Origin of the sequence: Arcanobacterium urinimassiliense (genome assembly GCF_900119495.1) — a bacterium.
GTDB classification, from domain to species: Bacteria; Actinomycetota; Actinomycetes; order Actinomycetales; family Actinomycetaceae; genus Arcanobacterium_A; species Arcanobacterium_A urinimassiliense.
The window spans coordinates 1,663,228-1,679,298 of record NZ_LT632435.1 but is presented as its reverse complement, the minus strand read 5'-3'; the positions used below and the strand labels follow the sequence as shown (position 1 = coordinate 1,679,298).

At 50.6% G+C, this 16,071-nt stretch carries 10 protein-coding genes; 3 read left to right on the top strand and 7 right to left on the bottom strand.

The annotated features are described in order from the left end of the window. Positions 1–474 precede the first annotated feature (474 nt). From BQ7117_RS07500 to BQ7117_RS07475, 6 genes are all read right to left on the bottom strand, one after another. Positions 475–3,264 carry a DNA methyltransferase gene (locus tag BQ7117_RS07500; RefSeq protein WP_143273996.1) on the bottom strand — a complete coding sequence of 930 codons (2,790 nt, stop codon included), beginning with the start codon at positions 3,262–3,264 and terminating at the stop codon, positions 475–477. A gap of 371 nt (positions 3,265–3,635) precedes the next feature. Beyond that, a complete protein-coding gene (locus BQ7117_RS07495; protein WP_073996895.1) occupies positions 3,636–3,995 on the bottom strand; it encodes a cupin domain-containing protein in 360 nt (119 codons plus the stop codon). Between the two features lie 33 nt (positions 3,996–4,028). Then, positions 4,029–4,832 (bottom strand): class I SAM-dependent methyltransferase, encoded by an 804-nt coding sequence (locus tag BQ7117_RS07490; RefSeq protein WP_073996894.1) that lies wholly within the window; start codon positions 4,830–4,832, stop codon positions 4,029–4,031. Positions 4,833–5,036: 204 nt separating this feature from the next. Then, positions 5,037–6,866, bottom strand: coding sequence for an InlB B-repeat-containing protein (locus tag BQ7117_RS07485; RefSeq protein WP_143273995.1), 1,830 nt, complete (start codon positions 6,864–6,866; stop codon positions 5,037–5,039). Between the two features lie 222 nt (positions 6,867–7,088). Further along, positions 7,089–9,551 (bottom strand): LacI family DNA-binding transcriptional regulator, encoded by a 2,463-nt coding sequence (locus BQ7117_RS07480; protein ID WP_073996892.1) that lies wholly within the window; start codon positions 9,549–9,551, stop codon positions 7,089–7,091. A 61-nt stretch (positions 9,552–9,612) separates the two neighbouring features. Continuing rightward, positions 9,613–10,932 (bottom strand): sugar porter family MFS transporter, encoded by a 1,320-nt coding sequence (locus tag BQ7117_RS07475; protein WP_073996891.1) that lies wholly within the window; start codon positions 10,930–10,932, stop codon positions 9,613–9,615. Positions 10,933–11,152: 220 nt separating this feature from the next. On the opposite strand from BQ7117_RS07475, the gene BQ7117_RS07470 reads away from it, so the two are divergent. The 3 genes from BQ7117_RS07470 to BQ7117_RS07460 all read left to right on the top strand — a co-directional run bounded on the left by BQ7117_RS07470 (position 11,153) and on the right by BQ7117_RS07460 (position 15,431). Next, on the top strand, positions 11,153–11,422 hold the full coding sequence (locus BQ7117_RS07470; protein WP_073996890.1) for an ACT domain-containing protein: 270 nt from the start codon (positions 11,153–11,155) through the stop codon (positions 11,420–11,422). A 98-nt stretch (positions 11,423–11,520) separates the two neighbouring features. Continuing rightward, positions 11,521–12,876 carry a PFL family protein gene (locus tag BQ7117_RS07465; protein WP_073996889.1) on the top strand — a complete coding sequence of 452 codons (1,356 nt, stop codon included), beginning with the start codon at positions 11,521–11,523 and terminating at the stop codon, positions 12,874–12,876. An 11-nt stretch (positions 12,877–12,887) separates the two neighbouring features. Continuing rightward, the gene (locus BQ7117_RS07460) at positions 12,888–15,431 is read left to right on the top strand and encodes a hypothetical protein (protein WP_073996888.1); all 2,544 of its coding nucleotides are present in this window, start codon (positions 12,888–12,890) and stop codon (positions 15,429–15,431) included. Here the strand turns inward: BQ7117_RS07460 and BQ7117_RS07455 are convergent. Further along, positions 15,331–16,068, bottom strand: coding sequence for a glycosyltransferase family 2 protein (locus BQ7117_RS07455; protein ID WP_084790025.1), 738 nt, complete (start codon positions 16,066–16,068; stop codon positions 15,331–15,333). The genes BQ7117_RS07460 and BQ7117_RS07455 overlap by 101 nt on opposite strands. Positions 16,069–16,071: the final 3 nt, after the last annotated feature.

Genomic DNA, 16,071 nt, shown 5'->3' with positions numbered 1-16,071 from the left:
CGCCACGCTCACCAGAACACGCCACCAAGCGATCAAGTAAATCATCATCAATAAACTCACGGCGCAATGCGCCAGCAGCAGATTCCTCAGCAGGAACATCCATCATAGTCATAGCAAATCCTCATTTTTTTACTGAACCGACCATTTACACCACTAGGACGCTCATTTTGATACAAAGTGGGCGTCTTTTTATTTTTTATGGGGTTGTTTTGGCTTGCCAGAGGCGGTTTCTGGGGAGTGGCAACGTGTTCAGAGGGTACACAGTTGCTGTTCAGGAGTCTCTACTGGGGTCAATTTGGTTTCCTTAGGTGGCCTCCTGCTTCGAGCGCCTGAGTGCGTCAAATTGTGCGGGGCGTCGTCAAAGAGTATGGGGTGGGCGTTAAAAAGTATTGGCAGTCGTCAAATCTTTAGGAACTCTGTCTAGGGTTTACATTTGAAGCTGTTCGGACTGATGCTCTAGCAATGCGGAGAGCATTAATCCCCGTTTACCATCTTGGCGTACAGGTCAAACAAATGTGCCACTATGGTTTTTTCTTCCGTGCCGGGAGCAAAACCATAAGCGCGCTCAACCGCATCATCGAGATTCTGGTGGGCGCGGGTAAGTTCAGGATAGAGCCAGTCATTATTTGGATCGTAGAGTTCTTCTAGAGTTGCACCTGGATACTGGCCGCGCGCATCAAGCACGGCCTGTGCGGCAGCCTCGATTTGATTACGTTCAGCGTCCGTAACATCGGGCCAAACTAAGGTGTTGTACACGATGGTATTGGCATAGTTGTATCGCATCTCAAGCCGACCGCCAACGGCGCGCATCCAAGCGTTATGTACCCGCGACATTAAGATTCCAAAAACGTACCGAGAATCAGTTGGAACAAAATAAATCTTATTGCCCGGAATCATCCCATCATTTACAAACCCCATAGGAATATAGGGGCGCCGCTCCGATGACACAGCCGGCACGGCAATGTATTCTCCCACTCCTTCGTATCTGATTTCATCAAATAACCACGGGGTGTCGGCCTTCTTGCGAGTGGCAGCCTTTGTAGATTTTAAACGTGTTTCACGTACCCGCTCTACACGCTCACGAACCAGCGGCATGTCCTTTAACTCACTTGGCGTCATGCCCACTAGCCAAAGACAATACCGATCCCGTCCCTTAATAAACTCCTCGCCCATAGAAAACCGGCGAATCCACTTCGCTGCCTCCGGTTCAGATTTGACCAAAGTGTCTTTCTCCTTGCGGTCCATTAGCAGATGCGTGCCATCAGTAGGTTTACCTCCAGCCACCATTAGTAACGGAGCGCTTAAGGGATTGCTTCGCCGAACCACAAAAACATTGGCGGCCGGAGCGAGATAAGCGTTGATGTTGTTGGGGTGCTCGACCTCAACCTGCCCACCTGGCGTATAGGTGAATAAAGTCTTTTTCTCCCAGTCTTCATACCCAAAGCCAACAATCACCACATGGACCTGCGCTGCAGATTGCGACTCGCTTGCCCAGGAAAAAGAGCGATGTGCAAAGTTGATGACAAGCCCGTCGTCAAATAGCGGTTTCCAAAGAGGTTCAACCTGTTGGCCTTGCGTGATCGAATTCGTGGCAACCAGGGCCGCCTCAGTGCTATGCCCCTTCATGAACTCGGCTGCAAGTTTGAACCAACACGCTACATAGTCCAAGCTACCGCCCGCTTTACCCATAATCCGCGAACGGTCAGCTTTTTGTTCTGTCGATAGCCTGAAATAACCCGAAAATGGGGGATTGCCGATAATGTAGTCGCACTGCGACGGGTCGATTACCTCCGCCCAGTCCAGCTCTAACGCATTGCCGTGCACAATATGTGCCGAGTCTTGGAGAGGCAGGTCCTTGATCGTTGAATAAACTATCGACTGCGCCTCCGCGTTCGCCTGCAATTCCGCAATCCAAAGCGCTGTGGTGGCCACGTTCACCGCGAAATCATTAATCTCAATCCCGTGGAACTGCTGCAAAGACACCTTAACCGGCGAATACTCATCGCCCAGTGCCAGCACCGCCTGGTTACGCTGCAACTCCGACAAAATCTTATTTTCAAGCTTGCGCAACTGAATGTAGGTTTCCGTAAGGAAGTTTCCGCTACCGCATGCCGGATCAAAGAAGCTGAGCTCCGCGATCTTGTCATGGAACTTCTCCAGCCGGTTATGCCGGGCTCGCTCCCCCAAGGAAGGATCGGACAAAATCTGTTCCAGCTCCGCCTTCAAATCATTTAGGAATAGCGGCTCAATCACCCGATGAATATTCTCTGGCGACGTATAGTGCATGCCCCCTGCGCGGCGAGTTTCCGGGTTCAAAGTAGACTCGAACACGCCACCAAAAACCGTGGGAGAAATCTGCGACCAATCCGTATTATCCGACACCTCTTCAAGCAAGAAATCTACAATCTCCTGCGTAAGTCCCGGCACCTCCACGTCAGCCTCAAATAGACCGCCATTAACATAGGGAAAAGCCTTCAACGACTCCGAAGCATACGGATCACGCTCATCATCCGGCGTCCTTAAATAAACAAACAACTCCTTCAAAGCTAGCCGAGCGCGATCCGCAGGCATCGGCTTCAAATACCGATAGAACGAGTCCTTGCGGAACAATCCGGCGTCCTCGGCAAACAATAAAAACACCAGCCGCACACACAAAATGTTCAACGAATGCTGAGACTGCGGCGAATCCGGGTCAATATACTGTTCGCGCACCATGTCATACAGCTTGCCGATACGCGCACCAGCATCCAGCGAGACCTTCTCTTCACGGCGACGTCTATGCATCTGTGGATCAACGAGAAAATCTAAAAGGTGAAGCTGCTCGGGCAACTCGTCTAGGGTGAAAGACACGTATGTTTGCGCTGGATCATCAGTGTCGAGGTCATGAATGCGGAACTCGTTGAAGTCGCAAACAATGATCGTGTCCGGACGTTCCGAGTTGCGTAGTGAATCAGCGTAACGCTTTGCCTGTTCAAAAGGCGTTACCAGCGTGTCCTGACGCTTCTCGGGCTTATCAAGATCTACGCCAAGAGATTTCTGTTCAATAATGGTCTTCGCATCGCGAATCGTCACGTCAATAAAACCGCGAGCGGTAGTGGAGTTTTCAAAACGGACGTTTGTGGTGACGTCTTCCATTCCCACGACATCGCGAAGTAGCTCAAGCCAAAAAGATGCCGTATCGCCCTTCTCGTAGCCACGGCCCTTCCATCTTTCAGCGAAAGCCTTGGCCGTCGCTTTGCGATGCGCCTGCGCTTGTCGGATCACGATAGTCTCCCTCAATCACCACAAGTTTCAATAACCAGTCAACGAAACCGGTCACCTTCTAAAGCTACCCGGTTTTCTCTCGTTAAAGGGACTTCCGCACGGAACCCGCAACTTAAACCACTCAGTGCTATGTGCTTTGCAAACCTAGCAACGCAATCGCGCCCATTTTCGGCTCAGGTCCAAGATAATGGGGACATGAGGAACACGAGCAGACCACTAACTGACTCTACCATAAAGGAGATGTAATCGTCGTCGATGAGCCTGTTCGATGAAACCGTCTACGAGACCCGCGAGTTGGAAACCAAGCAGGCCAAACTAGGGGAGCTTCCCGGCCAGAAAGATAAAACTAAACCGTGTGATTTCTCTTTTGGCTAGCCGTTCTTCTGGGTTTGAGGTCTTGCCAGCATGTAGAGCACCATTTTTGATGGTTTGATAGCTTTAACGGCATGCGGTAATCGGGTAGTGAAATGCACTACTCCACCAGGTAGCAGAGTCACGGTTTTACCTTCGGCGGTGATTTCAAGCTCACCTTCTAAGGTTTCGACGAGCACCGGCATTGCAGCCGTGTGTTCGGAAAGTTCCTCCCCGGCATCGAAAGAAAATAGGACGACATTGACTCCCTCGGCGCGCAGCAAGGTTTTGGAGACAGTTGAGCCTGACGCGTATTCGATTTCATTAGCTAGATTGTTAATGAAGCCTAGGGCTGGGGATGCTGGAGTTTCAGCGCTCATAACGGTGACCTTTCAGGTGATTAGGAAGATAATTTAGTTGGATGGTTTCTTAGCCACTATCGCGATTCCGGTCAGGTGGTCGCGGTATTTGTTGAAAGTGGATCGCATCTGAAGAACCCGGGCTCGTAGGTCTTTATCGCGAATCAGGTTACGGATAATCCGGACGACTCCTAAGAGGCCTTCATCGGCAAGATTACGCCGGGGCGACAATAGCGCCATCGGTGCGAAACTAATCCATTCCACCTCAAAACCAGCATTAGTTAGCACCGCACGCCATTCATTCTCGGTCAGCGGGCGTGCGTTAACCCGAATCGTCTGGGCTAATTGCTTGCGTAACCCATCAGCCAACTCTGGGTCAATGTCATTTGGGGTGAGCCCTAGCTCGTGGATGGCGTAACAACCGCCTGGTTTAAGGAGACGGAATGCCTCGGCAACTATTTCGGCTTTGGCTTTTTCACCTTGCATAGTCAGCATCGCTTCCCCCACCACTACCTCAGCGCTTTCACTACTCAACCCGGTGTCTTGCGCTTTAGCATTAATGACTGTTCCGCCGTGAGGTTTGACGATGGCTTCCACCCGTGCGACTGCCGCCGGGTCTTGATCAACACCAACATAGGAGGATACGCCTTCGGTCACGATCAATTGGGCAGTACGACCCAGGCCGGGAGCAAACTCGATGATTTGCTTTCCTTGTATATCGGCGGCAGTTAACATCCGTTTCGTCAACTTCAACCCACCAGGGCGAAGCACCCGCTTACCGGCACGAGCGAGCACCCAATGCCCGGCAGCGGTACTGGTTGAACGATCAGATTGAGGTAAAGAAGACGCGTAATCCATACCGAAATTTTAATAACTAAGGTCTACCTTAGTCAATCATTCGGCGCCCCTTTACTCATATACGATTAAGCTACCCCACCCGCTAAACCAACTCAGCCAGATCCCCAGTTTAACCCCATAGCCTAGGGAGCTTGAGGGGAAGACCCTAAAAAGGATCTTCCCCTCAAGCTCTAGATTATTTTTGGCTAGAAAGCCGGTTGATTACTATCGATTCTGCCGGCGGCGGCGCGCTAAAACGAACCCCATTCCAGCGGAAATTAGAACAGTAGAAGCTAAGCCAAAGGCCCCCATATTCGTACCAGTTTTTGGCAGGTTCTTGCCGGTATTCGGCTGGGTCTTAGTATTAGTTTCGCGCTGATCCTGGTAGACCTTGACGGCAATGGTATCAACGGTATTTCCTTGAGCATCCTTCACTGTCACAGTGATAGTGTCGCCTACCTTCGCTTTCGGGTCAGCCGTCACCGTAATTGAACCATCCTTATTCAACTCTGCCTTTCCAGGACCATCGGTGCTCACCGTTGTTCCCTTCTGAACCGGACCGCCAGTATTCGGGATATTCACGTCGTTTCCAGGAGTGGCCTTAGAATCATTCCATGCGGGAGCTGGGAGCGGCTTATACGTAGCTTTAAGAGCCACCGCGCTGGCCGGCATAGCGAAGGTAGTCTGCTCAGCACTCTCGTCAAGCCCAGCGGGCAGAGAGGTGTTATCTGTGGCCACCCACTTGTCGAACATCTGCCCGGCGGGAGCAGTATTGGCTTTAATAGTCACATCTGCATTAGCAGCGATAGCTGTCTTATCGTCCGTGAATGCTTTATTGATCGCAAATTTTCCATGCGAGGCCACACCGTTGGTAACCGTAATCGGGAATACCTGGCCGACAGTAATCGGCATGGACTCAGTTGGCCGGATTATTTCTTTAGAACTCGAATCCTCGTTTAAGAACTGCCCAAGTTTTAGATACGATCCAGGGTTTTCTTCATCAGGTAAAGGATTCTGGTAACGCAGATTAACTGGAGAGATACTACCAATTAGAACGTCTTTATTCGTCGAACGGGGCAAGCATCCAGGAACTCCGCCTTCCGTAAAATTCACAGGAGCCTTACCCGAGTAGTCACAGTAGACTGGATACGCTTTACGGTCAACCCATGACCATTCGCTCATGGAATATGAATTGCCAGTCGTGGCGAGAGTCACCGGCTTGGTCGTATCAAACAATACGCGACTCTCACTGCCTTTAACATTCCCTGCTAAAAGCGCTTTGTAGGCCGTCTTATCCTTACAGGTGGAATTAATCGTCTGGGTTAGACTCGCGTTCCCGAGAATCTGCACATCATTCGTATGGCGCAGGAACTCGCCAGGAATCTTGTTATCTTTGGAAGCAGCAGCGCATGCACTTTCTGTGGTAGACATTTTCATATTCACGGAACCAGACCTGAACACCAGCGGCGAGTTCTTTGCCTGGGTATCGTAGAAATGAATGACATTTGTAACAGAAGTAGCATCTGTTGCGCGAGTTTCCAGGGTTAATGAAGCATTGTCATCCCCAACAAGCTCAAGTCCACCTGCATCATGTTCGCCGCTATTTTTTAGCATGAACACCGTGGATTCCGCAGAAATGCCACTACCGAAGTTGGTTGCGAGGTGGTTAGTCCCTTCAAATTTGACGGTTACTTTCTTTTTGGTTTCAAAAAGTACGACTCGCGTGCGCGCGTTCTGATCATTCGGATTGTTGGCTAACTTATCGTCTTGGGAAGCCACAACTTTCGAATTATCGTAATTACGCAGTGTCAGAGTTGCTGTAGCCGGGTCCCAGCCCCACCCGTTCTGACCTTCAGGAAGGACAACTGCCTTCGTCTGTTCAGTGAACGGAAAATTGAATATATCAACCTTATTCCCCTTATAACTTACAATGGGCGAATCGGGACCGTTGGGGACCTCGTTACCCGCCGCTGGTGGATCAGCAGCTAACGCAACCCCTCCGGGCAATACAAGCGCAAATACAGCGCAAACCGCTGCCACACTTGAAGCGGCCAATCTTAAACTTTTCACAATAAAACACTTTCTTATAATGGGATATATTACGGGTCAGAGTTTATCAGAAATATTCTGGTTTTAACCCAAAATATTAACTCCGCACCCAAATATCGCGTTGTATCAAAATGAGAGCGAAAGTAACCATTATGAAAATTTGGGTCGCCCGGCAAGAAAGCTGGGCGACCCAATATTTATCTAGAAACTTCTAGGCCTCGATATTTTTTAACGCAATGCACGCGGTAGGCGAGTACCGTCGTCATCAAAAGCAGATAGCCGGTAGAAAGTTGCTTGTAGATTTTCTGATAGTTGTAACTGGAGCGAGCCTTGTGGATAGATACGCTGCGTAAAAGAGGGAGTATCGTCTTGGAATAGCTCCACTAATGATCCATCTACCCAGAGCGTAGCCGGATTGCTAATCTCTGCGGAGAAGAGGATTTCATTAGTGCTCGAATCAAGCAAAGCAATAGTCCCGGTGCCAGCTATATCTAGAGAGAATTGCAAAGTATCGGGGAGCTCAGTAATCACTTCCCCTTTCCCCTCTCGCAAAGCGAAGAGTTCTTGGGCAGGTGCAGCCCACACTCGTCCTTCCGAAATATGCAAACGGCGCGGATGGGTGAGTGCTCCGTTATATCCAGATGCGTCAATATCTGCATCGCTGCGATCGGAGCCTTCCCACGTCCAACCCCACATGAGAATGCGATCTTTATCCACTACGCACTGGGGAGCATAAAAATCGGGGCCGGCATCTAATTTGCCGCCGGTGCGCGGAACGAATCGGGGATATCCGGCACTCATATCTAAATCACCTACCAGGTAGGCAACTCCGGTTAAGTGATCCATAAGCGTTTCGGCTTCTACCCATTGCGAAACAATAAGTACCCAAGAATTTCCGATTTTTACCAGTTGTGGGCATTCCCAAATGGAAGCGGGAGCGTAAATAGAAGCAATAGAATCATCCCCTACGAGCAGCGTATTTAGATATTTCCAGTTGTACCAATCGGTGCAATCATAAAGGAATATAGCGGGCGTGCCGTCTTCAAAACCGCCTCCGTGAATAGCGTAAGTAGTGCCATCTACTTCAAAAACGAAAGGATCGCGCATAGCGCGGATATTTTCAATAGGAGGCATGGTAGCCACTACCTTTGTGGGTTCCCAGCCGGTGCGGTCAGCTGTTTCCTCTGCTAGCACCGTGAGAGAGGGGCCATCGAGCTGCGTGACGGCGGTGTAGAGTAAAGAAGAAATTCCTTCATGCACCAGCCCTATCCCAGACCAGCAGCCACTTGCATCCGGTTTACCAGCGCGCGGTTTTAGCGCAATTTCTTGCGATTTCCAATTTACTAGATCTTTGGAAGTAGCGTGCCCCCAATGAATGTGATCATGCCAAGGAGCTTTCGGATTGAACTGGTAGAACATATGCCAAGTATCTCCAACCTTGTGAATTCCATTCGGATCATTTACCCAACCGAAATTGGGGCGCATATGCAGGCCAGGGAAGAATTTATCGGGGAAATTATTAGATTTAGTCATAGTATTTTCTTTCATACGAGATAAGCTATTTTTTCGATTTTTCGTAATTGGTGGTTTATCTGAAATCCATCCAGCATGCCGCCGCCCATGTGCAGAAGCATAAAGAGGATGTGATTCCGTTTCTGAAGGCGGTATTTCTTGCTCAACAGCTGGGCAACCACAACTTGGGCCAGTAACTAGCGGGCAAGGCACTAAGTCGATATAGGATTCAGTATTGGCTCCACTTTGGGTGCGCAGAAAATAAATAATTTTCTCAATTACTTTTTCTGCCACTTCTTCTAACGGGTCGATTGCGCGCAAGAAGAACTGATCATTGAAAATTTCAGAATCTTCAAATACTCCCACTCGGATATCTTTTCCGATAGTGAGCTCGCGGCGGCGAATTTCTGCTAAAGCAGGTGCGCACATAGCAGAACTGCCCAATACGAGAGCATCGATATGCGGGAAATTATCCAAAGTCCAAGATATGTGCCGCTGGATTCCCCACGGAGAGGATGGGGTATTGACCAGTTGCCGGCGCGTTATCCGGTATCCTTTTTCAATTAAGGCTTCTTCGAATCCTCGCATATGCCGCGATCCGTTATTAATGCGTCTATCTGGATAAAAAAGTACGGGATATCGTGCTCCATGCTCCAGCAGATGCATAGTAATATCTCTAATAGCTTGCTGATGGTCGGTGCATATCTGCGGTGCAATCACAGCTAAATCGTTGCTATTGACTATTACAAATGGAACTTTGTGCTGGCGTAAACGGGGCAGAGAATGCCGCCGCCATCCTGGTACCGGACTAATGACTACCGCATCGATTCTATGGGCAATCAAAGCATTCAGAGCGGCTTCTTCTGTAAGCACATTTGCGCCAGTATCCAATAAGAACGGTGTTAATCCACTATCGGTGGCTTGCCTTGCTAGCTCTAGATTTAATGCAGTTCCACTCGGATTTCCAAGCAAGGTGCCGACGATTCCTACTCCCGGCAGTGCTCCTGCTTGTAAAGAGCGCACAGTGCGCGGACTACTGTAATTTAGTGCCCGGCTAGCTGCTAGAACTTGCATTTTTGTAGATTCAGCGACGCGGCGCGTACCGTTGAGGACGTGAGATACGGTAGTGATGGATACGCCAGCGTATTGCGCTACGTCTTTCATACTTACTTTTTGCATCTTTTCCTCCTCTGCAAGTACGGATTGAAATGTGACCTCGCCGCTGAGCTAGATTGCTCTTTTAGACTTCTTCGAGGATTGATCCCTTTGTTTCCGGCATCATAGTGCGTGACCAAATCACTGCACCTAGCATACAAGCTGCGTAGAAAAGGAATGTGAAAGTCATAGAGGCTTTAAACATTACGGGGAAAGTGCCGGAAATAATCGCTGCCGCTACCCAGTGTGCAGCCGAACCAGTGGCTTGCCCATTGGCGCGGTGTTCGGGTGGGAAGATTTCCGAGATGAATACCCATAGTACTGAGCCGATTCCCACCGCCAATGCGGCAATGAATACGATGATCAAAAGCAAAACGATAATGCCCGTCGTGGTAGATAGATTATTGCCGGAGAAGTAGAAAATACCTGCAATTGCTACCAAAGCTAATAAATCTACTCCAGCTCCCAAAGTTACTAACGGCCGCCGCCCCACTTTATCTACTAGTGAGCGTCCCAGCAGTGTGAATACTAAATTCGTCAACCCTACTAATATGGAAGACGCGAAAGCGGCATCGCCCGCAATACCTGCTGATTGCAAGAGAGAAGGCGCGTAGTAGAGTACCGCATTAGTGCCAGCGAACTGGGAGAAGAAGGCGATAAGAATAGCCATCGCAATTGGGCGGGCAGTACGGCTGGAGAAGAAAGGTTCTTTTGTTTTTGCTTGCGGAACGATTTGTTGCATATTGGCCAATACTTCTGCGGCTTCTTCGTTCCCCCATAGATCTTTCATGACCGTTAAAGATTCTTTTTCTTTGCCGTGCTGGTGCAGCCACCGCGGGCTCTCAGGAATGAAATAGCAAACTGCGAGGAAAATTAACGACGGAATTGCTTGAATTCCGAGCATCCAACGCCAGCCTACTTCGATAGGCATCATCTTAACTATGACGTAGTTAGATAGATATGAAACTACTATTCCGATAACTATGTTGAGTTGTACGGTAGCTACTAATTTTCCGCGGCGGGCGGCTGGAGATATTTCTGCAGTATATAGTGGCGCTATTACGGAAGATGCACCTACTGCTATGCCGCCTAGCATACGAAATACTAAGAAAAATGCCCAACTATTGGCGATAGCTACGCATATGGAGGTCAATAGGTAGAGGGAGGCCACTCCTTTGAGAACTGGCCGGCGCCCCCATCTATCAGCGGGGATGCCGCCGAATAAAGCGCCAATAATAGTGCCGATTAGCGCGCAAGATACGGTAAAACCGAGTTGCCCAGCGCTGAGATCCCATTTATCTTGCAGGGCGGCTGTGGTTCCCGAAATTACTGCCGTATCGAAACCAAAAAGGAAGCCACCCAGTGATGCAGCAGTGGCGGAAAATGGTACTAGATGCTTTTTCATATTTCCTACTCATCTTTGAGAACAATTATCTGGCAGCCGTACTGGTAGAGATGCTAGGAGATGCGATCTTTGCATTCAGAGCAAATCTACTATTTGGGCTGGTGTCTAAATGTTAAGAAACGCACCGCGCACAAAATAGAGGCCGGAGAAAAGTTTTGCGCAAATTTCTTAAGGAGATTCTCTCCGCGCTCTGCCCGCTAATAAATGATATTTTAAGAGCATGAAAGCCATTATGAGTGTCACCGGTATCGATCACACGGGAATTATTGCTGCCGTTTCTACGGCATTAGCAGAATTAGAAGTGAATATAATTAACGTTTCGCAGACTTTAATGAGTGGATATTTCACCATGATTATGGAGCTGGAATTTTCGGAAACTCAGGTGGGAATATCTCTTATTCAGGCGCGGCTCGCCGAGGTGGCGGCGGAGCAACAGTTGGTAATTAAAGTGCAGGCGCAATCTCTTTTTGACGCCATGCATAAACTTTAATAGTGCCTTAAGAGTTTAATAACGCCCTATATCCCCTTATCCCCCTATCTGCCAGTAATTTAGAAGTAAGCGAAAGAAGAAACGGAAAGAAGAACGGTATGGATACTGCTCCGGAAATTCTCGAAACTCTCCGCATGATAGAAGAAGATAATCTCGATGTGCGCACAGTAACCATGGGAATATCGCTGTTGGAGTGTATTGATTCCGATGTAGAGGCAGCTTGTGAAAAAGTTTATCGGCGTATCACTAAATTGGCGGCTAATTTGGTGCGCACGGCCGACGAAGTGGCACAAGAACTAGGAGTGCCGGTAATCAATAAGCGCATTTCAGTGACTCCGATAGCGGTACTGGCTGCTGCGTGCGGCGCAGATCCACTTCCTTTTGCACAGGCTTTAGATCGTGCCGGTAAAGCTATAGGGGTAGATTTTGTAGGTGGTTACAGTGCTTTAGTGGAAAAGGGCTGCACTAAGGCAGATCTAGCGCTTATTCATTCGCTTCCGCAGGCTTTATCGGAGACTGATCTCGTCTGTGGTTCGTTAAATATCGGCTCTACGCGCGCGGGAATCAATATGGAAGCCGTGGCGGAAGCCGGCCGGCAAGTGGTGGCACTGGGTAAAGCTCCGGCAGCTAATGCCGGTTTAGCGGCTGCTAAGTTTGTAGTATTTGCTAATGCAGTAGGGGATAATCCTTTTATGGCGGGCGCTTTTCACGGGATAGGAGAAGCGGATTCGGTGATTAGCGTGGGAATTTCTGGCCCGGGTGTAGTGGAGCGGGCTTTGCAGAAAGTGCGCGGCCGACCTTTTGAAGAGTGTGCGGCTGCTATTAAAAAGGCTGCTTTTCAGATTACGCGTATGGGGCAGCTAGTGGGGCAAACTGTGGCAGAGCGGCTCGGAATACGTTTTGGCATCGTGGATATTTCCCTCGCTCCCACTGCGAAAGTGGGAGATTCCGTAGGTGCTATTTTGGAAGAACTCGGAGTGGAATCTGTGGGGGCTCCTGGCACCACAGCGGCTTTGGCTTTGCTCAATGACGCCGTGAAAAAGGGAGGAATGATGGCGGTGAATTCGGTCGGCGGGCTCTCCGGTTCCTTTATTCCAGTCTCGGAAGACGCCAATATGATTGCGGCGGTAGAGCGAGGCTCTATTTCTTTGGCGAAATTAGAGGCGATGACGGCGATTTGTTCGGTCGGTTTAGATATGATCGCTATTCCGGGCGATACTCCGCCGGCCACTATTTCCGGAATCATTGCCGATGAAGCAGCTATTGGAGTGATGAATTCTAAGACCACTGCGGTGCGGTTGATTCCGATACCCGGGAAAAAAGTAGGTGATATGGCTGAATTTGGAGGATTGCTCGGGAGAGCGCCCGTAATGGAAGTGAGTCGTTTCGCTTCCGCAAAATTTGCCGAACGGGGTGGGCGGATTCCTGCGCCTATTCACGCTTTGAAAAATTAAAGAATAATACGATGCTTAGCAAGCGGCGCATAGTTAAGGTTTCTTTCTTCTGGGTATTACTCAGCAGTCTTTTCCTCTCGCTATTTTCCGGGTGGGGAGTGGCGATGGCTGAGCGCCCAGCTGAGAATCCTGCTTTGCCGGCTGCTAGCCCTGCTGCGTCGGCTGCCAATTCTGCCTTGTCGGCACCGAGCGCAGCTAATTTGCCTGCTGTAGCTGATACTGCTTCTGAATCTGCACCGCTCGTCGTAATTGGTTTTTCCGGCGTGCGCTTTTCGCATATCGATCGAGCTCGTACCCCGCATTTAGCAGATTTCTTAGAAAATTCTGCTGCTGCTAACTTAGTGGTGCGCACGCGTGCAGATACTACTTGCCCAGCCGCTGGCTGGCTCACCTTGGCGAGCGGTACTCGAGCTAGCTTGCCGGATTCTGCTACTTTTTGTATGCCGGCAGTGGCGCAGTCGCTGCCCGCCCCTTATCAAATTCCCCATTGGACAGAAATAGCTGCCGCCAATCGGAGGAATCCCTATCATCCCGAGTTGGGAAAATTAGCGGCGCAGCTGCGCCAGCATTCGATAAGTGCGGGCGGAATAGGTCCGGGAGCGGGATTAGCTTTAGCAGACCATGAAGGAATAATATACGGAGAATATGCGGGAGTTCCGCGCGATAACGACGGCTTCAAAAAGGCCTACCAGCAGGTAAAAGAGAAAAGTTTCGTAATAATAGATGCGGGAGCCGCTTGGGAAAATTCTCCTCCTGCTGCTTCTGCTCTGCCGCCGCGTCTGCAGGCGGCACTGCGTGCTCCGCATCCAGATAGCCCCCAATTTTTAGCGCAAGTAGCGGAAATAGATGCGCGCCTCGGGGAGTTGCTTCCTCTTATCCCTTCCACCCATAACGTACTTCTTCTCTCGGTGGCAGATGGCGATAGCCAAACTGCGCGTATGCAATTTTTTGCGCTCCGGCGTTCCGGGGCTCTTGCTGCTGCCGGTGCGGGAAAGAGCTCGGGAACTAATGCGGGAGATAGCGGGGAATCTAGTGCGGAATCTAGCGTGGGAGATAGCGCGGGAGCGAGAGAAAATCCAGCTCCGCAAATTTCTAGCGGCCCAGCTTTAGCTGAATCCCTTTCTACCCGCCAACCTGGCGTGGTACAACTTACGGATATCTTGCCTACTATCACGCAGCTGCTGGGTGCGGTGGCTGGGGAAAATACCGCAGCTGCGCAAAATGATGCCGATAATCCAGTTCTCGCTGGTACTCCTTCCGCTGCTGATTTTCCGTTGCAATTGAAATCTGATCAACGCAGCGGAGAGGTGCGCGCTGCCTATTTAGCAGATAAAGAACTCCGTGCGGCCTTGGTGCGCTCCGGAGTAGCGCCTTTCTACTTCACTTTTGGGATCGGGGCGATTGCCGCCTTACTCGCCGTTTTGCTTTATAGACGCGCGCAGCGCAAATCTTCTCCCGGTTTGCCGCCGGCAAAAATATGGCCTCTTCCGCCGGCATTGTTCTATTTTTGTATCTTCATCGCTGTTTTGCCGCTCAGCACTTTCCTTTTGAATCTTTTCCCGTGGTGGCGGCTGGCGCGGGCAGAAATCTGGCAACTGCCGCTTCTCCTGATTTTTGCCGCCGCTCTAGCTCTTCTCATCGTGCCCGCCCGCCGCTGCTCGCCGCTCGTTCCCGCTTCTATAGTTGCTGCTTTAAGTGCGGGCACTCTAGCTATTGACGCACTCTGCGGTTCCCCCTTGCACTTTTCATCTCTCCTGGGTGATCAGCCGCAATCCGGCGGTAGATTCTATGGTTTCAGCAACGCCCCCTTCGTAGTTTTCGCGCTTTCGCTGCTCTTCACAGCGGGCGTGCTCCTCGAATATCTACGAAGGAAATCCGCTCCTGCTTCACTTCGCGTGGCTGTGGTAGTTATCTTGGCGATTCTCGGTATCTTCATCGACGGAGCTCCGCAAATAGGTGCAGATTTCGGAGGGCCACCGGCTCTCTTCTTAGCTTTTTTGACGCTTTTTTTCTTATCTCGCTCGCGCGGTTTTCGTCTCTACCAACTGTGCCTAGCCTTCTTGAGCGGGGCTGCAGGAATGTTCGGTGTGGCCTACCTAGATTGGCGCCGCCCGCCGGCAGTGCGTTCACACTTTGGAAAGTTTTTTGCGCAGCTTATCGACGGTAAAGGTGGAGAAGTGGTGATGCGAAAGATCACGCAGCTTCTCACCTCCGTCCCCTTCTGGGCGTGGGGAATCGGAATCGCTATTGCGCTGGGAATAGGTTGGGCGCTGTGGAACTATCGCCGGAAAATTCGCGCAATTACGCGGGGGCAAGCAGAGAATTTCCCGCTTTCTGCCGATATCTTCAGTGCCGGTATTTCTGGCCTGGTAGTACTACTTTGCGGAATGCTTATTAATGATTCCGGCTTAGTGATGCTCTGTATCGGTCTTTGCTACGGTGTGCCGCTGTGGCTCAGTTGTTTTTCCGCCGCGCCGCCCACCAACGCGGTAGCACCGCCCGCCACACATCCACATACTGCCGCCCGCGATGAACTTGGCCGGCAAAATCATTAGCGCTGGCGCGATGCTGTAGCGCGCAAGGTACTTCCTGCAGCCGATATCCCGCCTGTAGCAAATCAATACTCATTCCCACTTCTACGCCCCAACCAGCGGCGAGCGGCCGCGCGGCCGAAAAAGCTTCCCAACTTAAGCAGCGTTGGCCAGAAAGCGGCTGGCGAGCTTCCCAGCCGGTGAGCTGGTAAATATATTTCCGCCCCAAGCCCGTGACGAAACCATGTCCGCCGGCGCCTTTTTGGGCAGGTAAAAGCGCTATCGTGCAATCTGCTTTTCCGCTGCGCACCGGTTCTATAAGGGGAGCGCAGGCGGAGGCAGAATCTCCTAGATCTGCATCAGCGAGCAGTAACGCCATCGGCAGCGGTGGAGTACCTTTCGAAGAATGGGAATCTTTCATCTCCGCTAGGTAGCGGTAGCCACTCTCCAGAGCGGCTGCTTTGCCGCGGTTTCGCGAATGCGTAATTACTTCCGCACCCGCGCGGCGGGCAATTTCGCCAGTACTATCGGTACTGCCGTCGTCTATAACTACTATCCGCCCTATCTCTGGCAGTGCCCTTATTCCCGCTATCGTCTGGGCAATTCTCTCTGCCTCGTTCTTTGCGGGGATGAGCGCCGCTACGCTATCTTGCGAAACCACTCT